This is a genomic window from Phycisphaerae bacterium, assembly GCA_035275405.1.
Lineage (GTDB): Bacteria > Planctomycetota > Phycisphaerae > UBA1845 > UTPLA1 > DATEMU01.
This window is the reverse complement of record DATEMU010000015.1, coordinates 56523-77578: the sequence shown is the minus strand read 5'-3', so window position 1 is coordinate 77578 and position 21056 is coordinate 56523. Positions and strand designations below refer to the sequence as shown.

14 protein-coding genes are annotated in these 21056 nt (G+C 61.1%); 6 read left to right on the top strand and 8 right to left on the bottom strand.

The window, feature by feature from the left end; translation table 11 throughout:
• Positions 1-13: 13 nt before the first annotated feature.
• Positions 14-1516 carry an AAA family ATPase gene (locus VJZ71_18105; GenBank protein HKQ49994.1) on the bottom strand — a complete coding sequence of 501 codons (1503 nt, stop codon included), beginning with the start codon at positions 1514-1516 and terminating at the stop codon, positions 14-16.
• 217 nt (positions 1517-1733) lie between these two features.
• Between VJZ71_18105 and VJZ71_18100 the strand changes: the two genes are divergently transcribed.
• Positions 1734-4544: a M12 family metallo-peptidase gene (locus VJZ71_18100; protein ID HKQ49993.1), complete on the top strand. Its 2811-nt coding sequence runs from the start codon at positions 1734-1736 to the stop codon at positions 4542-4544.
• Between the two features lie 90 nt (positions 4545-4634).
• Here the strand turns inward: VJZ71_18100 and VJZ71_18095 are convergent, their stop codons facing one another.
• Positions 4635-5786, bottom strand: coding sequence for a hypothetical protein (locus VJZ71_18095; protein HKQ49992.1), 1152 nt, complete (start codon positions 5784-5786; stop codon positions 4635-4637).
• Positions 5787-5867: 81 nt separating this feature from the next.
• Positions 5868-6323 (bottom strand): hypothetical protein, encoded by a 456-nt coding sequence (locus tag VJZ71_18090; GenBank protein ID HKQ49991.1) that lies wholly within the window; start codon positions 6321-6323, stop codon positions 5868-5870.
• A 248-nt stretch (positions 6324-6571) separates the two neighbouring features.
• Between VJZ71_18090 and VJZ71_18085 the strand changes: the two genes are divergently transcribed.
• A complete protein-coding gene (locus tag VJZ71_18085; GenBank protein ID HKQ49990.1) occupies positions 6572-7372 on the top strand; it encodes a hypothetical protein in 801 nt (266 codons plus the stop codon).
• Between the two features lie 860 nt (positions 7373-8232).
• Here VJZ71_18085 and VJZ71_18080 read toward each other — a convergent pair.
• The gene (locus tag VJZ71_18080; GenBank protein HKQ49989.1) at positions 8233-11346 is read right to left on the bottom strand and encodes a DNA topoisomerase; all 3114 of its coding nucleotides are present in this window, start codon (positions 11344-11346) and stop codon (positions 8233-8235) included.
• Positions 11347-12025: 679 nt separating this feature from the next.
• Between VJZ71_18080 and VJZ71_18075 the strand changes: the two genes are divergently transcribed.
• The 4 genes from VJZ71_18075 to VJZ71_18060 all read left to right on the top strand — a co-directional run bounded on the left by VJZ71_18075 (position 12026) and on the right by VJZ71_18060 (position 16888).
• Complete coding sequence (locus VJZ71_18075) at positions 12026-14890, top strand: zinc-dependent metalloprotease (GenBank protein HKQ49988.1); 2865 nt, start codon at positions 12026-12028, stop codon at positions 14888-14890.
• A 430-nt stretch (positions 14891-15320) separates the two neighbouring features.
• The gene (locus VJZ71_18070) at positions 15321-15734 is read left to right on the top strand and encodes a hypothetical protein (GenBank protein HKQ49987.1); all 414 of its coding nucleotides are present in this window, start codon (positions 15321-15323) and stop codon (positions 15732-15734) included.
• A gap of 89 nt (positions 15735-15823) precedes the next feature.
• Entirely contained in the window at positions 15824-16165 is a 342-nt protein-coding gene (locus VJZ71_18065; GenBank protein ID HKQ49986.1) for a hypothetical protein, read from the top strand.
• A 66-nt stretch (positions 16166-16231) separates the two neighbouring features.
• Positions 16232-16888, top strand: a complete 657-nt coding sequence (locus VJZ71_18060) for a hypothetical protein (GenBank protein ID HKQ49985.1) — start codon at positions 16232-16234, stop codon at positions 16886-16888.
• A gap of 66 nt (positions 16889-16954) precedes the next feature.
• Here the strand turns inward: VJZ71_18060 and VJZ71_18055 are convergent, their stop codons facing one another.
• From VJZ71_18055 to VJZ71_18040, 4 genes are all read right to left on the bottom strand, one after another.
• Entirely contained in the window at positions 16955-19333 is a 2379-nt protein-coding gene (locus VJZ71_18055) for a S41 family peptidase (GenBank protein ID HKQ49984.1), read from the bottom strand.
• A 359-nt stretch (positions 19334-19692) separates the two neighbouring features.
• On the bottom strand, positions 19693-20088 hold the full coding sequence (locus tag VJZ71_18050) for an STAS domain-containing protein (protein ID HKQ49983.1): 396 nt from the start codon (positions 20086-20088) through the stop codon (positions 19693-19695).
• Complete coding sequence (locus tag VJZ71_18045; protein ID HKQ49982.1) at positions 20085-20489, bottom strand: ATP-binding protein; 405 nt, start codon at positions 20487-20489, stop codon at positions 20085-20087. The genes VJZ71_18050 and VJZ71_18045 overlap by 4 nt, the downstream gene beginning before the upstream one ends.
• Before the next feature lie 114 nt (positions 20490-20603).
• Positions 20604-20960: an STAS domain-containing protein gene (locus tag VJZ71_18040; GenBank protein HKQ49981.1), complete on the bottom strand. Its 357-nt coding sequence runs from the start codon at positions 20958-20960 to the stop codon at positions 20604-20606.
• Positions 20961-21056 lie beyond the last annotated feature (96 nt).

Sequence of the window (21056 nt, the reverse complement as noted above, 5' to 3'; positions counted from 1 at the left end):
CCCCTCGAAATACCTACGCCTCGTCCGCCGGAACGCACCGCCCCACTGCCCACGCACGCAGCGCCGCTACGCGTTCCGCCAGCGTCGCCGACAGGGGCGGTGACTCCTTCAAAGCCCGCAACAGGTCGTCATTCGTCAGTTCGCGCTTGGCATCCACGGCGTTGTACATCGCCGCGATTGTCGCCTGCTCGATTTCCGCCCCGCTATAGCCCTGCGAGGCCGTCACCAATCCTGCGACGTCGTATGCCGCCGGGTCGCGCCGCCTCTTTCGCAGGTGGATGTCCCACAGTTCCCGACGCGTCTCCTCGTCCGGCAGGTCCACGAAAAATATCTCGTCGAATCGTCCCTTGCGAAGGAGCTCGGGTGGCAGGGCCTCGATGTCGTTGGCCGTCGCCACGACGAAGACCGGGGCGCGGTGCTCCTGCATCCACGTGAGCAGCTCGCCGAACATCCGCTGCGACAGGCCGCCGTCCGTGCTGCGGCTCGCGGCCGACGCGAAGCCCTTCTCGATCTCGTCGATCCAGAGGATGATCGGCGCCATCGCCTCCGCCTGATGCAGCGCGTCGCGCAGCCGCCGCTCCGATTCGCCGATGTACTTGTCGTACAACGCCCCGACATCCACCCGCAAGAGCGGTCGCTGCCACGCTGTGGCGATCGCCTTCGCGCAAAAGCTCTTGCCCGCCCCTTGCACGCCGAGGAGCAGCACCCCACGAGGCGGCGCGAGCCCGGAGAGACCGTCATCGACCGCCATCACGCTCTGCCGCTGCTTGAGCCAGCGCTTCAGCCGCCGCATCCCCGCGACCTCGCTCATATCGACCGGCGTTTCGACAAACACCAGCAACCCGCCCGCCGAAATCGCCTCGCGCTTGCGGGCCAGGACCGTATGCAGGTCCGCCGCCTCAAACCGCCGGTCGTCGGTGATTGTCTCCTCGATGATTCGAGCAATGCGCCGCCGTGAGAGTCCACGCAGGTTGCGAATAATCGCCTGATATTGGGACCGCTTCACATCGACGAGGATCGGCTTTATGCGATGGTGTCGCTGCAAGGTTTCCTTGACGACCGACTCAACCTGATTCTCATTGGGTAAGGCAATCTCGAATCGAATGGCGTCCGCCGCCAGCACCGGCGGCAGTTCGTCCTGATGATCGATCAGGATCAGCGTGCTCTCGGTCTTCGCCAGCGTGGGCAGAAGGTCGCGGACCACGCGGAGCGTCCGCTCGTCGCGCAGGTACGACAGCATGTCCAGCATCACGGCAATCCCCTTCTTGCCACTCCGCCGGAGGTAGTACAGGGCGGCGGCCGCACTCGTTGTGTCGGCGATGGGTGGCTGATCGGAAACCAGACCGTCGCGAAGACCGTCCACGACCGTCCAAACCCAGAGGTCGACCGGGTTGCGAACGGCGTAATCGCGGACCAGGGAAAGAACCTCATCCTCCTCGTGCGTGGGGGCGAAGATGAACCGGCAGCCGCCGTCCATCAGCTTGGCGAGTCGCAATCGATCGGCATCCAGGGACATTCGGCGGGGCCTCCAATGCGAAGTTATAGCAGAAAAGCCGAAGGACTTGTCGAATCGTGCGGGCGGACGCGGCGACTGCCGCTCCGCACACACCGGTCGATTACCCCGATGGGAAGGCTGCTGGATTCAAGAAACAAATCGACACTCAGGGTTCGCTTTTTGTTACAATGAGGGCGAGCATACACGGCCAAGCCGCTTATTCCCTTGGAGGAGATAGATGCGTTACATCACAGCGAATGGACCCCGCCGGTTTCTAGTCGTCCTGACAGCAGCAATTCCGCTTTTTCTCGCAGCCGATGACTCGGCCGCGGAGCCGCGCGACGCCTCTTTTCGCACTTCCGCCGTGGACACGAACGTCCAGCGAATCGAAATCGATGCCGCGAACTTCGGCGATCTGAAGTCCGGCCCACCGATACGACGGCTCGCCTGGCCGATGCCAAACGGTCAGATCGCGCAACTGGCGGTCGAGCGATTCAGCGTGATCGGACCCTCTTTTCGATTGGTCGAGGCGACGCCGCAGGGCGAGACGCCTTTGCCCGTCCCGGACGTAGTCATCTTCCGCGGTCAGATTGAGAACGAGCGCGAGACGCACGTGTTCCTCGCGCTTTGCGCCAATGGCACGGGCAACGGCTACATCGATCGGAGCGGCGAGCGGTTTTTCATCGCGACCGCCCGCGACACGGCGGGCCGAATTGCGCCCGGCGCGCTGACGATCCACCGGGCCCCGAAGGTACAGGATGAGCCGGGGGCGGGCATCGCCTGCGGCGTCGAACTCTCGCACAATCGACGGCACAAGGGGGCAGCGCCCCGCGGCGGAACCGTGACCGACCAGGGCGCCCGGATGGCCAAGCTGGCGATCGATGCCGATCAGGCGTTCGTTCAGCTATTTCCCGACAGCGCCGCGGCCGGAGCGTACGCCGTTCAGCTTGCCGCGGCGACGGCCGACATCTATGAGCGCGATCTGAACCTCCGCCTCCGGCTCGATTTTGTCCGGCTGTGGCCGGCGGGCGGCGCGCCCTTCGCGGCCACGGATCTCAGCGGTTTCGCGGATTATTGGATCAATAACGAGAACCCCGACCTCTACAATTTTGTCCACCTGTACAGTGGCAGTCGCGCCACGAGCTATGCCGGTATCGCGTACGTCGGGGGGACTTGCAGCGCGGGCCGAACCTACGGCATCAGCGCGTTTTTGAACGGCACGTTTCCTCCGTCGGTGGGCCCGCCCGATCTGGACAACTGGGACGTCATCGTCACCACGCACGAGATGGGGCACAACGCGGGGACTTTTCATACTCATGACGGCTATTCGCCGACCATCGATGACTGCGGCAATGGCGTCCCTTCGCGCGGCACCATCATGAGCTATTGCCACACGCACCCCGGCGGCGTGCTCAATATTGACATGTGGATGCACCGGGAAGTCGAGGACGTGATCGAGGCGGATTTCCAGTTCGGCGGGTGCTTCGAGTACGACTGCAACGGCAACAACGTGGCCGACGCTACCGACATTGCCGATCTCACGAGCGACGACGTAAATTCGGACGGCATCCCCGACGAGTGCCAGGACTGCAATTCCAACACCATTCTGGACCCCATCGAGATCATCGGCGGCGCGGCGGACGTCAATGGCAACGGCATCCCCGACTCCTGCGAGCCGGACTGCAATTTCAACGGCGTGCCCGATCCCTACGAATGTGACCTCGACCCCATTATCGACCAGGATGGCAACAACACGCCCGACGAATGCCAGGCGGATTGCAACAATAATACGGTGCCCGACTTTCTCGACGTTCGCCCCGCCGGCGGTTTCGCAGACCTGGACCGCAACAATGTCCCCGACGTCTGCCAGGATTGCGACAACAACGGCGTGACCGACTGGCTCGACATGGGCCGGGGCGAAAATCTGTACGTCGCCGCGCAGTCCGACTACGTTCGTGAGTATTTCGCTACCAGCGGCTATCCCATCCAAAACCTCGCGGCCGGCGTCGTCGTCGATCCGCATGACTGCGTATTTGGCGCGGATCGCCAGCTTTACGTGGCCAGCTACACCAACGACCGCATCGTGCGGATCAATGTCGATACCGGCGCGACATCAATCTTCGTCGCTTCGGGCAGCGGCGGCCTGGACGGTCCCGCCTCGCTCGTCTTCGGTCCCAATGGAAATCTCTTCGTCGCCAGCCGCCTGACCTCCAGCGTCATTCAGTACAACGGCGCGACCGGGGCGCTCGTCGGGACCTTTGTGACCGCCGGCCTGGGCGGTCTGAGCCAGCCCTACGGCCTGACCTTCGGTCCGAACGGCAATCTCTTCGTCACCAGCGGCAACCACACCGTGATCCAGTACAACGGGGCAACCGGCGCGCTGGTTGGCACGTTCGTCACGGCGGGCAGCGGGAGTCTGTCCGGGCCGCGCGGTCTGACCTTCCTGCCCAACGGCGATCTGGTTGTGGCCAGTTTCTCGAATTCGCGGCTGCTACGCTACAACGGCGCGACCGGCGCGTCGCTCGGTCAGTTCAACAACGGTCCAACGATGGAAGGGGCTTGGGGCGTACGCGTCGGTCCGGATGGCAATGTGTACGCGGTCCGCAGCACCGGGACGATCCGGGTTCAGGAATACACGGTCTCGGGGCTGTACCTCCGCTCGTTCGTCCGCGCTGATCCGCCGCTGATCTCACCGACGGGACTGGCCTTTCGGCCGGGCCGCCTGAACGACTGCAACAACAACCTGGTCCTGGACGCCTGTGAGGCGCCCATTGTCACGCTGACCCCGACGACTTTGTCCTCGACCGTTGTCAATCGGACGTACAGCAAGACGATCACCGCCAGCGGTGGGACCGGCGACTACAACTTTGTCGTAACCGCCGGCGCGCTTCCTGCGGGTCTGACCCTGTCGCCGACCGGCGTTCTGTCGGGGACGAGCACGTCCGGGGGAACCTACAACTTCACCATAACGGCCATGGATACGGGGGGCTGCACAGGCAGTCGTGCGTACACGATCGTCGTGCGGGTGAAGGCGCTCGAACCCATTTAAGCCGGCGAACGGAATGGGCATGACATTTCGGCCCGCGCGGCTGAAGTTTCGCCGACATGCTCGTCGGGCCCGGAGAGCGGCGACGCCCCCCTATTTCACGAGCTTGGCTGTCAGGCGGTCGTGGGTCTGCTCGGTGATTTCGAGCGACTTGCCGTCGAACGTGAGATCGTCGATGCGGCCGGCCATTGTGGCGATGTCGTAGGACCAGTCCACTTCCACCTGGCACACGTTATTGACCAACTCACGCAGTCGAACGCCCTGCACTCCGTCGATCTGGCCCAGCGCCTTTTCGAAGGCGAGATAGTCCTTGCGCGAACAATCCTCCAGCGTCAACTGGATCGATCGCCGGACGAATTGTCGCTTGGACCATGCACTGGCGATGTCGCGGAGGATCGCCGCGCCGTGCTGGTCGACGCAGGCCTTGAGCGCCTCGTCCCCGCCGCCCATGTCATGAGGGCCGGCCTTGGTTGTGGCATAGGTGTTTGACGACAGCATCTGGGCGCTGTCGGCGTGATACGCCTTGACGTTGAGCGTCGCCTGCCAGCGATAGATGGTCTGACCGGCCATTTCGCTGGCACCCGACCGGCGAGCCTGGGCGTTTCCAGTGACCAGGACATCGGCCTTGAAGGAGGCGGCCATGGCGGCGAGCTTGTCAGGGTTGTTGTTCATATCGGCCAGCGTCACATCCCGCTTGCGGATGTCGTCGGTCGCACTTTTGTCCATGAGCTGCACGCCCTTGGAGAGAAAGAAGTTCTCCAGGGCGCTCTGCACGACGCCGCCGGTTTTGGGCGGGTTCTGATCGTCGGAATCATCGTCCTCGATCACGATCACGATGCAGCGCGGGTTATCCTCGCGCTCCAGCGTGTGCGCCAACCGCGTCCATTCGCTCTCGAAGGACTCCGTGGAGACGGTCGCGCGGACGGAGCAGATGCTGACGCCGTCTTCGACGCGGCGCGAGAGGACCTCGGACTCGGTCACATAGCCCGCGGCGGAGCCCATGACGCGGTCATAGACGGCCGCGTAATTCTTGGCCACGGTCTGGGCGTTGATGAATTCGCCGCAGGCCTCGCGTACGGCCCGGCGGAGGGCATCGAGCCGGGCCTGTTCCATGGCGTTGGCATTGTCCCCGCTCGCCCGGCCTTCGGCGGTGACGGTCTTGTCGCGAGGCTTCGCGTACACGGGGACGGCGGCGGATGAGAACAAAGCGATGACAAGAAGGCGGGCAATACTGGTTCGCGACATGGGATGAGTTCCTTCAACGGGCCAACAGTCGACTCAGCGGGCGTCGATGATCGTACCGAACGGGAGCGGAAAGGGGAAGATTCACCACAGAGGCACAGAGACACCGAGACGCATGTTTTTTGGGCCGGAAAATAGTGGAAAATAATGGAACGACGAGGCCGGACGGCGAAGAGAGAAGGGAACAGGGAACAGGGAATCGGAAACGAGGAACCCAGAACTCGCCACGGTCGCCACGGCGACCGATCGGGCGGGGGCCGTTTTTTGTTGGTTGAACCAGGCGGAACGAGGCGGAACGGCAATAGGCTTGAGACCTGAGGCTTGAGGCTTGAGGAGCGGGCTGCAGACCAGGCGAGCAGGTGACAGGTGAACAGGAGAGAGCGCAGAGATTTTTTTTGGCCGAAAAAAGCCGAGAAAAGGTGAGAAAGGGTGAAAACGGGGGATTGAGGGATTGAGGGAATGAGGGGTCGGGCGCGTGGGAAAAAAACAAGGTGGCTGAATTCGCCTGATAAAGTTGAAATTTTTGATTTGCCAACTCATGGGCGCGGAGCCTCCTGGGCGGGCGGGCGGAGCGGACGGCGCGCGGCGATTCGGCGATACCTAACTAGTACCTAATATAACACAGGTTTCGGGAGAAGGCAAGTCCGGGTGGAAGGATTTTTTGTAGATGCGACGACGACGAAGCCTAGCGAGGGGTCAATAATGGGGAGCAGCCAATCGACGGAATGGGTAGGTGGCTGCCCCATGCAGTCTTGGACTCGAGGGCGTCGGCGACTACGATTTTCGGAATGTCTTCGAACATGAACGTCTGGGTCCCGGCACTTAGCGGTGCGATTGGGGCCGCTCTCGTGCTTGGTTGGCTGATGAGATGCTTCCGGCTCTCTCTAACCGCCGAGGAGATCGCGCGCCAGATCGAAGACCTTAAGCCCAAGGTACATCGCTTCTGGTTAGCAGAAATAACCAGTTATTTTGTAATTGCGACTTTGCTGACCTTCGGATGGAATGCAGTATTGCTCGCAATGGCGAGCTGGTACCGTGTTCCAGGGTCGGATGTTCGCTTCACCGCGGAGCCGATCCTTGTTTTCTGGTTCTTGCCAGCTCTATTTCTTGGTATTCTCGCGTCATGGCCGCCTGTCGCGCTCGGTTTCCGTTGGCTGCTGGGGGACCGCTACAAAGACCTGGAGCGGTACCGCGATTTGAGATCAGGCGCTCGATTTCCTCGGCGCTTTACCGTCCCATTCGTTGCCGGAACTCTTCTCATCGTTGCAGCGCTGGTCCTTTGGGGCCTGACGACAATTGCCGCGTTTGGGATGAATACGATTCGCATTCAATCCGCCTTTGGATTGCGAAAGCACGAATTTGCTTATAGCGAAGTGACAGACGTTTATTCAGTCGCTCAGATTCGAGCCCTAAGCGGCAGAATTATCGATACGCCACATTTTGTCGTCCGGTTTCGAGACGGGTTGACCTGGTCGACTCATGACAGGGTCATCAGAACTCTAAGCAACCAAGCCTCCGATCTTATCCAATTCATTTGCGAAAGAAGCGGCAAGGAGATTCAGAACGTTCAGCTGCTGCCCGGCGAATGAATCGAAAGAAGTGTCAGGAAGCATGTCCCCTGCGGTTCTCGTTCGGAATGATCGAAATCAATTCCCATAAATGATCTTTATCAACCAATCATCGATTGCCGACAAGACGGGGATGCGCGGTCCGGCATGCTGGCAGCGCACCACTTCCGATCGCGAAAATCGAAACACAAAGCGCCCGCATAGAAGCCAAGTACAGATACCAGCGTACCCACCCAGGGCAAGCGAGCCCAGGAAAGTCGTCACGACCCCAAATACATGGTGGCCCGGAAGTGGTTCGTCCGGAACCAAAGAAAAAATCGCCAAATACAAGCGACCAATAGCCAACATCGTAGGGATCGCTCCGCCGAGACAAAACAATACGCAGGTTAGCAGAACGACAATGTCGCGCCATGGCGCCTCGGTATCATTATCGTGAGGGGGCGGTGGTCTCATAGTCACATTTCGCACCCCCAAGACTCTGGGCTATGCCTGCAAGAAATCACGAGCGTTCAGGCGCTACGTAGACCGAATGGGACAGCTACGTATTTCCCGGCCGCATCTACCTCAGATGGCAAGCCGGATCAGCCGAACCGCCTGTCGAATTCTCCGTGGGAGCCGATCCATACCCACACGATTGTATCACCCTCGCGATGATAGTCCGTGCCACACGTCGTCACCCATCCCGGCGCGCCGGGAGTGACGCTAGGGAAGCTCGGGCGGGAGCCTCGCCCTTCCTTAGACCGGCTATTAGCCGGTGCCACAGCGTCCGACACGGGGGCCGGACGTTACACATTACACCGGCTGATAGTCCGTGCCACACGTCGTCACCGATCCCGGCGCGCCGGGAGTGACGCTACGGACGTCCGCCGGGACGGCGGACGCTACACGCCGGCGAGTTCGGCGCCGACTTCGCGGAGGAGGCCGGGCGGGGCTTCCATCGTTTTCTTGCACTTGGGATAGGCGCTGCACGCGAGGAAGCGGCCGGTGCGGCCCATGCGGAGGAGCATTTTCGAGTTGCACTCCGGACATTTGACGTCGGTCTCGATCGGCTTGACCTTCGGCTCGGAGGGCATGACCTCCTCGGCCTTTTTCTTGGCGTCGCCGCGGAGGTTGGCGACGGCTTTGCACTTCGCGCAACTGTAGAACGGGCCGAAGCGACCGTTGCGGAGCGTCATTTCGCCGCTGCATGAAAAGCATTTGAGGGCATCTTTCGGCCATTTCTCCACGACCGGCCGGCCCGTCAGCGTCCAGGCGAAGCCTGACGGCGGGGAGCCCAGCGCGGCGATTTCTTCTTTGGAGAGCCGTTTGACTTTGCCGCGGACCTTTCCGCTCTTGGCGCGGCCGTTGGCGCCGGCGACTTCGACCGGGGCGTCGGGGATCTCTCCCGCCGCTTCGCGCTCGCGGAGGTGCTCCAGCTTTTCCATCGGCATGGCGTTGCGGCAGCGCGGGAAGCCCGAGCAGGACAGGAACGGCCCCCGGCGGCTCTTGCGGATGACCATCGCCCGTCCGCACTTGTCGCAGCGCGCGCCCGCCTGCTCCGGCTTGGGCTTCTCGACATAGACGCCCTCGGGCATCGGCGCGGTCGCCTTGCACTCCGGATAGCGCGAGCAGCCGAGGAATGACCGGCCGCGGGCGAACTTGACGCCCATCGGGGCTTTGCACTCGGGACATTCCTGGTGGACGTCCTCGGCCTTTACCTTCTTCAGCGCCACGCCGCGCTCGTCGCACGGCTTGGTGTTGGTGCAGTCCGGATAGCCGGTGCAACCCAGAAACGGACCGCGCTTGCTCATCCGCATTGTCATCTGCTTGCCGCAGAGCTCGCACGGCTCGGCCCCGATGACCGGCTCGATCATTTTGCCTTCGCGGTCTACGTTCTTGGTATTCATGCACTCGGGATAGCCCGTGCAGGAGAGGAAGCGACCGTTCTTGCCGAGGCGATAGACCATCGGCTTGCCGCACTGATCGCAGGTGTATTCGCTGGGCTCGGCGCGGACGGCGTCCATGTCTTCGTGGGCCCTGGCCAGGGCTTCCTTGAAGGGGTCGTAGAACTCGTGGAGGACGTGGACCCAGTCGAGGTGCGCCTCTTCGATCTTGTCCAGCTCGCCTTCCATGAAGTTGGTGAACTGCACGTCCATCACTTTGGGGAAATGCTCGATCAGCTTGGTGGTGACGATCTCGCCGCGGGCCGTGGGGTGGAAGCGGCGGTCGAGCTGTTCGACGTAGCCCCGCGATTGGATGGTGTCGATGATCGAGGCGTAGGTGCTGGGGCGGCCGATGCCCTGGGCTTCCAGTTCCTTCACCAGGGAGGCTTCGCTGAATCGCGGCGGCGGGCTGGTGTACTTCTGCGCCGGAGTCAGTTCCAGCGGCGCGACGGTCTGACCCTCCTTGAGTGCCGGGAGGATGGGATCGCCCTCCGGCACGCCCATTACCTTGTAGAATCCTTCGAACACCAGCACGCGACCGGACGCCTTCATGACCGCAGTCCCCTGTGCGGTCGGCGCGGTGATCTGCACGGACGTGGTGTCCCATTCGGCGGGGGCCATCTGGCAGGCCACGAACCGCTTCCATATCAATGTATACAGTTTGAGCTGGTCGTCATTCAGGTGACCGCGCATCCATTCCGGGGTACGGGTCACGTCGGTCGGACGGATGGCTTCGTGCGCCTCCTGGGCCCCCGCGGCGCTGCCGTAGCGATTTGGATTATCGGGCAGGTATTTCGGGCCATACGAGGTTTCGATGTATTGCCGGACGGCGTGAATCGAATCCGCGGAGAGATTTGTCGAGTCGGTTCGCATGTAGGTGATGAGACCGACGGGGCCCTGGCCGTCCTTGAGGTCAACGCCTTCATAGAGGGCCTGCGCCGTCTTCATTGTCTTCGTGGTCGAAAAGCGAATCTGATTCGCCGCGGCCTGTTGCAGGGCGGCCGTCGTGAAGGGGCCGTAGGGCTTTGTCGTGCGCCGTTTTGTCTCCAGGCCCTTGATGACGAACTTCGGCGCGCGAGTGTGATCGATTGCACCCGATAGCGTGATGGTTTCCTGATGGTATTGCGGGTATTCCTTGCGAGCCTCGCGCTTGGCCTCTTTCACGCGACATCCCAGCAGCTCCGCGGCCTTCGTCGCCGCATCCACCGCGCTTTGGAATGTGAACTTCCCGTCCTTCTTTTTCTCCACCTGGCCCGTCGGGCGAAAGGTGGTCCCCTCGGGCAACTCCACGAGTTCGGCCCGAAAACAGCCGCGCTGGCCGAGCCAGTTTGTCTTCTCTTCGACGGAAGCCCCGTCAGAACCGCCGGACTTCTCGGATAATGCGGCCCATTCCTTTTCGAGAGTGGATGCCTTGGCAGGGTCGCCGGTGAAGACCGGGTTGAGCGCCCAAAATTCCTCCGGCTGAAACTCGCGGATCGCCTTTTCGCGCTCGACGATCAGGCGCATCGCCACGGATTGCACGCGACCGGCGGAAAGGCCTTTGGCAATCTTCTTCCACAGAAGTGGGGATAATTCGTAGCCCACCACGCGATCGAGGATGCGCCGCGCCTGCTGCGCGTTCACTTTGTCCATGTCGATCGAATGCGGGTGGTTGAATGCCTCGGTGATGGCGCTCTTGGTGATCTCGTTGAAAATGACACGCTGGATCTTCTTCGGGGGCAGCTCCAGGGCCGTCGCGAGGTGCCAGGCGATTGCTTCCCCTTCGCGGTCCAAGTCGGTCGCGAGATAAACCGTGTCCGAATCGTCAGCGAGTTGCCTTAGCTCGTTTACGGTTTTCTGGTGGCTCGGGAGGATCTCATACGAAGGTTCGAAATTGCGACCGGGGTCGATGCCGTAGCGATGGGCGGGGAGGTCGCGGACGTGTCCTTTACAGGCCTTCACCACGTAGCGGTTGCCAAGATATTTATTGATGGTCTTGGCCTTGGCCGGGGATTCGACGATGACGAGCGAACGGCCGCCGCCATCCGGGGCGGTCTTCGCCTTCTTCGCCGCAGTACTGGACTTCTTCGCCATATAGCCCTTAATGGGGCAAACCCCTTTCCCGCTGCCGGAAAGAAAGCGTTCGACCTTGCAGCAATAAGGAACCCTTGAGCACGACGGTATATCGGCTCCGCCGCCAAGGCCCTCAAAGATCGAGTCTTACACGCCCCGCACCCCTGTTCAGGGCGAGGGAACCTAGCACGCACCCCTGGCGCTGTCAAATTGGGCTATTTTTCAGTGATCCGGCCGCGTCAAGGACTTTCGAGGGGATTCGTGTGACTCTGCGGTGAGACGACAGGCCTCGTCAGGAGTGTCATTCAGGCCGCGTAAACCACTTATCCCGCAAGATTTGCGCATAATTGACCGATCGGCTTGCGCGGGAATCTGCCTGACCGCAGTCTTTCCGCATTTCCAGTACTGTTGACAAGCTGTGAAATCGAATAAATCAGGCCGATTCTCGGCAAAGAAGTGGGCGATTCTCGCCGGATTCTCCCTAACTGCCCGATTCGCCCTCCGCCGATACCAATCCGATTCCAGCGTTTCCGCGCTGAGGGTCTTGACGGTCCCGTGAAGAATCGGCCCGCAGTACGCTCAATTTACTGGAGGATCGGAACCTTCCGTCACCCCAAGAGTAAGAACTAATACGATCGTCGCTGCCTATCATGGGTAGCGGGGCTCAAACTCACATTTTTGGTATTTTTGGAGACACGAAATGTCGCACAAGTCGAACATCCGTCTGAGTTCCTTGATTCCAGCATTCATGGCGTCCTTCCTGGTCGCTGCTTTGGCGATTGCCGATCCGGGCGAGCCCGAAGGCGACGAGGCCCCAAAGGGCAAGGCGGCGCGGCCGACCGCGGACAAGCCCAAGCCCGATTTCCCGCCGTTTGACGAAGTCATGAAGGACTACACGGAAGTCCCGACGGCCGAGTCGCCTTTCTTCCCGCTGTGGTACAACAAGAAGACGGACTCCCTGCGGGCGCAGATCCCCGCCAGCCTCATCGGCCAGAAATTTCTCGTCGCGACCAGCATGGCCGGCGGGCCCATCGCCACGGGCTTCCAGATTGACCATTTTCTGGCGTACTTCGATCGGATGGACAAGTCCCTCGTCTTGATGCGGGTTGATCCGCGCTATGTCGAGGGTTCGGGCGACCAGCCTTTGTCCGACGTGATCAAGCGCAGCTACGGCGGCGACGACATCCTTCGCACCGTTTCGATCGTCACCATGAAAGATGGCGATTCCATCATCGACCTGGACGGGCTGTTCAAGGCCGACTTCGCAGGGATCGGCGAGTGGGGCCTGGGCACCGTCAACAGCCAGCTTTCCAAGTGGGCCAAGTACAAGGCCTTTCCGCAGAACGTCGAATTGACCGTTGATCTGGCTTTGATGCGGAGCGGCCGCGGCGGCGGCGGTTCGGGCCGACGCAATCTCTTCCACTACAGCATCTCGAAGATCCCCGAATCCAGCCAGGCGTACAAACCGCGGCTGGCAGACGATCGCATCGGGTACTTCATGACGGTGCGGAAGGACTGGACCAAGGAGCACAACGCGCGGACGCTATTTAACCGCTACATCAACCGCTGGCATCTGGAAAAGCGCGACCCGACCGCCAAACTCTCCGCCCCGAAGAACCCGATCATCTGGTACATCGAAAAGACGGTGCCGCTTAAGTATCGGCGCTGGGTGAAGGAGGGAATCCTGGAGTGGAACAAGGGCTTCGAGAAGTGCGGCTTCCTGGACGCCATCGAGGTGAAGCAACAGGAAGACTATGACCGGGAGACAAAAGACCTTGACCCCGAGGACGTGCGTTACAATTTCTTCCGCTGGATCGTCACCGGCGTGGGCTTTGCCATGGGCCCGTCGCGCGATCACCCGCTGACGGGGCAGATTTTTGACGCGGACATCGTGTTCGACGATTCGATGGTTCGCTTTTACGTCTCCGACTACGCGCAATTCACGGGCGGCGAAGAATCGTGGACGCCGTACGACCCGATCGTCGAGTCCTTCTTCAACGCCCATCCCGAATGGCGATACCGCTCGCCGTGGCAGAACCTCCTGCCCGCTGTAACACTGCGCGACGATCCCGACGCAGAGTTTCGCCGCAATCTGATGAAGCACATGTATCGCAACGGCCGGCCGATGTGCGAGTGCGCCTCGGGCATGGCCAAGCAGGTGCAGTTCGCGCGGGTCGCTCTCGAAGCTCAGGGACTGGGCCGCGACAACGAGGAGTTCATCGGCCAGCTCATCAAGGAAATCGTCATGCACGAGGTCGGGCACTGCCTCGGGCTGCGCCACAACTTCAAGGCGTCGACCTGGCTGCCCATGAAGGAGATTGAAGACCACGATCTTCCCGGCGACGCGAGCGTCGGGTCGGTCATGGATTACAACCCGCCGATCATCAGCCCCCGCGGCCAGAAGCAGGGCTCGTTCACCACGCGCTCGATCGGCCCGTATGACTATTGGGCGATTGAATACGGCTATCGCCCCGTCGGCGCCGGCGACAAGGGCGAGGATGAAATGCTGGCGTCCATCGCCACACGCTGTTCGGAGGCCGGGCTGGACTACGCGACGGATGAGGACACGATGTGGTTCCTCTCGCCGGACCCGTATTCCAACCGCTTTGACATGGGCCGCGACATCACCGATTACGCCGAGCGGCAGGTTAAGCTGGCCGACGGTCTGCTGGCCGACATTCAGAAATGGGCCATCAAAGATGGCCAGTCGTACACGCGGTTGCGCAACGCCTTCCGCCGCATCCTCGCCGAACGGGCCAATGTGACGGAATATGTCGCGCGGTTTGTTGGTGGGCAGGTGCTGCGCCGCGATCACCGGGGCGATCCGGACGAGCGAGCGCCTATTGAGGTGGTGTCAGCGGCCAAGCAGCGCGAGGCCATGAAATTCGTGTGCGATTACGTCTTTAGCGAAGACGCGTACCGGATCGATCCGAAGCTGCTGGCACACCTGGCCCCGGGCCGGTTCTGGCACTGGGACTCGGACGATTTTGATTTTCGCGTGGACTTTAATATCCACGACTTTGTTTCCAGCGCGCAGTACTACTGCCTGCTGACGCTGATGAACCCGTTCACCATCGGGCGGATTCACGACAATCAGGTGAAGTTTGATGACGACGAGGAAGTGTACACGCTGTACGAACACCTCAGCGGCCTGAACGACGCGATCTGGTCGGAGCTGGCCGACAACGATCGCGAAGGGAGCGAAAAGAAGCCGTTCGTGAACAGCTTCCGGCGCAATCTTCAGCGGACGCATTTGAACATGATGCTCAATCTCGTGCTGTCGCAGCCGGGCCGAATCGTCCCCGCGGACGCAGCGGCGATCTCCCGGCTCTGCGTCGATCGGCTGTCCAAGAAAATTGACAAGACGATGAAGGAGCGAGAGGTCGACGCCACGACGCTGGCGCACTTGACCGACGTCAAGAAGCGGATCGACAAGGCCCTCGATGCGGAGTATTCGTTGAACTCCGGCGTTTCCGGCGGCGGGTTCATTGGGTTTATGAGGCCGACGGGAACCCCGGATACGGACGCCTGCCCGGAGACGGTGCCCGTGCTTCCCGAGCGGTAATCCAGCGCTCAACGGCGGGCTTGCTTCCGCCCACCGGTTCTTTCATATCTTCAATCGGCCCCCGGACTTACTCTCCGGGGGCCGGTTTTTTAGGGACGTGGATTTCTACGCGCGAAAGGGCGGGGCACGAATAATCCGGCTCTCCCGGAAGCGACGATTATTGCCAGGATACAAGCCTCGCCGGACCTGCTCCGGCCCTGCTTGACATCCCGTGTCGTACCCTTAGAGAATGATTTACTGTTGTGCATCGATTTCGCGCGGTTCGCGAGATCATCTCCGGAGCAAAGGGGGCCGCCTCTTTCCGAGGCCCGCGGCGGTGCGGTAGGCTACTGTTGGTCCGCAGGCGCTGCCGGAGTTCAAGCGCGCGGTGGAAGAGGCGTGGAATCCGCTCGATGATTGCCGCCGAGCGAAGTGTCAGGAGTGGATGCAAATGAAGGATGAAACAATGGGTTCCGGCAATGTTCTTCACTGGGTTGACGGCACCAAATACGTCGAAGTCATGTTCGCGAAGTCCGTCAGCGAAGCGCGAGAGTGCATCGGCTTCCTGGAAGATCAGCTCATACCGGCCCGCCTGGAGAACACCCGGGAACTCGCCCAAAACTGCGGCGTTGCCGTGCTGGTTCCCGCGGATCGATTTGTCGATGCGTCGGAACTCCTGGCGGCCCGCGAGGAGGAAGAAGGCACCGACAGCGATGTGGAAAGCGATGATGAACTGGAGGATGCCGACGACGACGTGGAGGAGGAGGAGGAGGACGAGGACGACGAATTTGACGACGACGAAGACGACGATGAAGACGAGGAGGAAGACGAAGAAGAAGATTTCGAAGGTGCGAGCGACTATTAGCCGATAACCGATTCGAGGGCCCCCCGGGGCGCTGGCTTCCCGCGAAGCGGCCGCCACCCAAGACATCTCAGAAACGAGGCGATTGCGTCATGAACAACCCGACACCCGCCCCACTCGCCTCGACTGATACTCCCCCCAATCCCGAACGACGAAAAAGGGATGAACGTCGCAACACCCCCATCGACCGGCGGAGCGGTCTGGAACGTCGTCGCGGCCCCGGCCGGCGGCGCTCCGATTCCCGCCGCAGCGCCGAAGAAGGGGAGCTGAACGACGAGCAATTCGAGTTCGTCCTGGCCATGGACGAATACAAACGGGCTAATAAACGACCATTTCCCAGTTGGACTGAGGTCTTGGAGGTTATAAAATACCTGGGGTATCGCAAGGTCGCGGACGTGGGCCAGCATGTGGACCGGCCCGCACCGGACCCATAGGCCGTTGCCGAGCCGCATTCCCGGCGGCTGCCGCGTGGTCGGATTGCTCGAAGAGTGGGGTTTCGCATGTTTGCCGACAGCTACCAGGTCCTGGATGTCCTGATGCTTGTCGGAAATGTTGCGCCGATCGCCCTCTATTTCCTGATACTCGGCCTGGTCAACAGCCACTCCCGCCCCTGGATCGTCACCAGTCGCTCGGATTTTCTCGCACTGACCAGCGTTTTGATCCCGGTCTTGCTTTGGCCCGTCCCCGATTTCATCCGGGGGCAACTTTACGTTCCGCTGGTGGCGGGTCTTTTGATGGCCGTCACGGCGTTCTGGTACATGCTGCCACGGACCCACGCCGGCTTCGTTGTTTACAACGTCGCCGAACCCCGGTGCGTGAAGCTCCTGACGATCGCCCTTCGGCAACTGGGACTCAGCGGCCATTGGGACGGCCGCGTGTGGCACGCCGATTCCGGGTGTCTTTCCATCGAAGTCCGCAAGTTCTCCCTGCTTCGAAATGTCACTTTGCACTTTGACGCGCAGAACGAAACGGCCCGCGATCTGGTCCCCCTGATCGGACATACCCTGCATGCCCGGCTTCAGTCGGTCGCACAGCTTCCATCGCCCATGGGGGCCGGTCTCGTGCTGCTCGGAGTGGGACTCATGATCCTGCCGATGTGGATGGTCGGCCGCCACATCCACGATCTGGTGGACGCGGTGTCCTACCTTCTCGGATAGCCGAGCGGCACCACGGCCTGGCTGCTGCCAGACCGTGCCACCCCACCAATCGATTGAGGTAGATCCCTACCGGTCGAGGGGTTCTTTCATCTTGTCATTAGAGCGCGACACGGCGCGGTATTGCCGCGGCGTCAACGCCCAGGGCTGGTTGGACAGGAGCTTGATCCGCATCATGTTGACCGCAGCGGCGATTTGCGGATCGACGTCGGGGTCCTCGTCCTTCGGAAGGTCTTCAGCCGGTTCACTCGTTGGGCGGCGTTCCAGGACATCCTTGGGGATCGACGCCTGGTCCCGGCCTTTGAGCAGGTCGCGCTCGCGCCGCAGGCGAACGATCTTGCTGTTCTCCATCGGGATCACCTTGACCACGACGTCGGGTTCGACGCCCCATGTGTCGGCGTCCGGCTTCTTGTGCAGGAGATACCAGCCATCTCCCGGCCGGTCCTTGTCGCGAAGGTAATAGTGGGCCGTTGTCAGTTTGAGATACGCCCGATTGTCGGCGATGGGAATGAGGTTTTGCACGCTCCCCTTTCCGAAGGTCCGGGTTCCCACGATACACGCTTCCTTGAGGCCGGAGACCGCCCCGGCGACGATTTCGCTGGCGCTGGCGCTGTATTCATTCACCAGAACGATGAGCGGCAGGTCGCCGAAGCGCCGGCGGCCGCGGGAATTGATCTCCATGTTTTGCTGCCGATTTCGGCCCCTCGTCTTCACGATGGGCTCCCCCTCGCCGATGAACAGCTCGCACATGTCCTTGGCCGAGGTCAACAGACCGCCGGGATTGAAGCGAAGATCCAGGATCAGCCCGCGAACGCCGTCCGCCCTCATCTGCTTCAAGGCGCGGTCGAGATCTTCGACCGTCTTGTCCATGAAGCCGCTGACGCGAACGTAGCCAATGTTGGTTTCTGAATCGATGACGTAGTCCCAACCGGTCGGCTTGGCATTGTCGCGCAGATGGCCGCGAACCGTTCGCAGCTTAATCTGCTCGCGGACCAGGACTACGTCGCGAATCTCCTCACTGACGGCGTCCTTAACGGTCAACGTCACTTTGGTGCCCGGCTCGCCGGTGATTTCACTGACGGCCTGGTTAATGGACATGTCCAGCGTGCTCTTGCCGTCCACGGCGGTAATCATGTCGCCCGGCTTGATGCCGGCGCGATAGGCCGGCGAATCCTCCAGCGGCGATTCGACGCGAATGTGTTTGCCGATGTCCTGGGTAATCTGAATGCCGACGCCGACAAACTCCCCACGGGTGTGCTTGTTGAACTCCTCGACCTCCGCCGGCCAGATCACGGACGTGAACTCATCGAGCGGCTCGAACATGCCGGTGACAAATTCATCGACCAGGACAGATTCCGGCAGGCGCAGGCTTTCGTTGTTGGCCTCCACGACGCGGCGGAATACTTCCATCACGTGCCGCGGCGCGAGGGATGCCCTTCCATTGACACGGTTCTTCAATAACCCGTTGATCCGGGCGGTGAAATGATTGACGAGGTCCTGATCGCTCAAGGTCGGAAACGTCTTCGCGATCGAACGCGCCTGGCCCAGAATCAGCAGGTGGTCCAGCCCGTCGGCGCAGGCCTTCTTAAAGTCCACTTCCTCGACGTAATCGCTTTCCATCCGCTCCAGGATTTGCGGGATGACACTGGACGACACGTCCCGGAGATCCGACCGCCAGTTGCTCTTCGGGCCGTAAACGTAATCCAGGTGCGCCCGCTTTCGACAGAATTCAAAGCCTTCCTCGTAGGCCTTGCGCTTCGGGTAGAGACTGCTCAGATAGCTATAAAGCGCCGCCGCATCCGGCCACTCGTTCTTGCTCTTGTGCCGATCGATCTCGGACAACGTGTGGGTAATAATCTCATCGAGCCACGGCTCCTTCCGGAATTCATCCTCGTCCCCGGAATTGGCCATGGCGGACAAGGCGTAGCCGAGGGCCCGGCTCCACTTAAAGCTCTCGCTGTCCTCATCCTCCTTGGGCAGGGACTCCTCCTCGTGCCCGGTTAATGAGGCGGCCTCTTGGTCCTCCCCATCTTTCGCGGAGACGTCGTCCTTCGCGGACTTCTCGTTGTCGTCCGACGGAGGCCGCAGGGCGGCTTCCTTCGCTTCCTTGACCGACTTTTTTGCCTTCGCGACGTAATATTCAAACGTCGCCGCGCGGAGCCGCTCGCGGCTATCCGCCAGGTCCTGGGCTTCGCGCATCCAGGAAATCGCCGACGCCACTTCTTCGTGTCCGGGCTCGAGCGACTGCACTTTTTCCAAGGTGCTGATCGCGCTGCCAAAGTCTCCGGCAAGGACCTGGTCGGACCCCTTACGCCAAAGCTCCTTGGCATCGGCCGTCGCCAATCGCGGTTCGTGCGGCTCAGCCCTTACCGGCGCGACGGCCCCCATGAAAGCCGCAATCAACGCGCACGACGACCACCGGCGAAGACCACCAGTTTTAACGTACATGGATCCTCCAACTCGTTCCATCGCACAAGGACGGTCCGCGTCGCAGGCCACGGTCGCCATTGGGCTCATAATCATTCCTCGAAACCGCCCCCCCGCGGAGCGCCGACCCCGACCTGATCGAACCGTGAGTTTCATGAGTATTATGACGCCTGAAACCCCATTTGCCTTTCAAATCGGCTGCCGGTCCGGAGGCCCTAATACAATTATATGTCCTCGAATTATTCGGCTTCAAGAATTTCGGCCGGTCGCTCGGCTATCATGAGAATCATCGGACTGCGGAACTCCATTGCTGGATCGGCTGGGTGTTCCATGCGGACCTTCGCCATAGGCATCGAGGGCAGTCCCCTAAAGAAAGTCCCTCAACGGCTCGCCGGGGGGGCCTTCCTGGCGGATTCGATGTTCGCGTGAACAGTGAAAAGCTGGGTCAAGCGGGTCAGTTCGAGAAGCTGGCGTATGGCCGGCGCTGGGGCGACGATCCGAAGCTCACCCTGGCTGCGTCGGAGCCGAAGGTACCCTGCCACGATTCCTCCCAACCCTGTTGATTCAATAAAATCCAAGCCGGACATGTCGATGATGATGACGCGGACGGACTCCGACGCCAGGCGAAGCAGGCACTCTCCTAATTGGCCCGCGACGACCATCGTACACGAGCCGGTGAGCCGCACGACGGCTTCATGGCCGGACTGCTCAACGCGCAAGTCAAAGGGCTGGTCGCTTCTTGCCGCGGAAGTTGTACCGGAGGATGGAAGAGTCATTTGTTGAATTTCACCAGGCGCACGGAGTTTCCCGAGCTACCGAATTCGACTTCGTCCAGGTAGGCCCTCATCAGCATGATCCCACGGCCGTGGGGCCGCTCGATAAAGCCCGGCTGCGTCGGGTCGGGGACTTCGCCGGGGCAGAACCCTTCGCCTTCGTCGCAGACTTCGATTTCGATCCGCTCATTCGTCACACAGTAACGCACGATGATGTGCTTGGTCGGATCGCACTTGTTGCCATGTCGAAAGGCGTTGGTCATGGCTTCCTCCAGCGCCAGCTTGATCGCGAAGGACGCGTTTTCGCCGTAGCCGCACGCGGCGGCTTCCTTCAGAATCAACTCCTCCGGATGTTTGGCGGCGGCCAGATCGTTCGGAACGGTGATTTCCTTGAAATCCGTCAAACTGCTCTTCCATCCGGTGCGTCGCGGCTTTTTAAGAAACCGCCGTCTGCCCCTTTCTTCGCTCCGACTCGTCGCCCGCGCGAATGCGCCGCGCGGCCGCCCCACCCCGGGGGCCTAAAAGCTGGCCCTCGCCTTATCGATCGACGGATGGATGTCGAAGATCTTGTTCAGCCGGGTGATCTTAAACACCTCGTAGATCTGGGGGTTGATGTCGCTGAGCTTGAGCTTGCCCTGTTTTTCTTCAACTTTCTTTTTCAGAGTGATCAACATGCCCAGGGCGGCACTGGAGAGATGCTCGACATTCTTGAAGCAGAGCAAAAGGTTGCCGGTTGATTTGGTGTCCACCAGACCCGACAGCTCTTCCTGTATCTCGTGGATGCAAAGCTCGTCGAGAATCTTTCGGTCGGAGAATTCAATGACCGAGACTCCCCGATCGTCACTTACTTTCAGCCGCGTTGCCGGTTCCGCCATATCCTCTAACTCCCGCCCCCAGATTCGAGCAGCCCACTTGTTCGACCGGACCATTCTAGCCCCGAGGACCTACGCCGCCAAGCCCCCGCGGCCGGC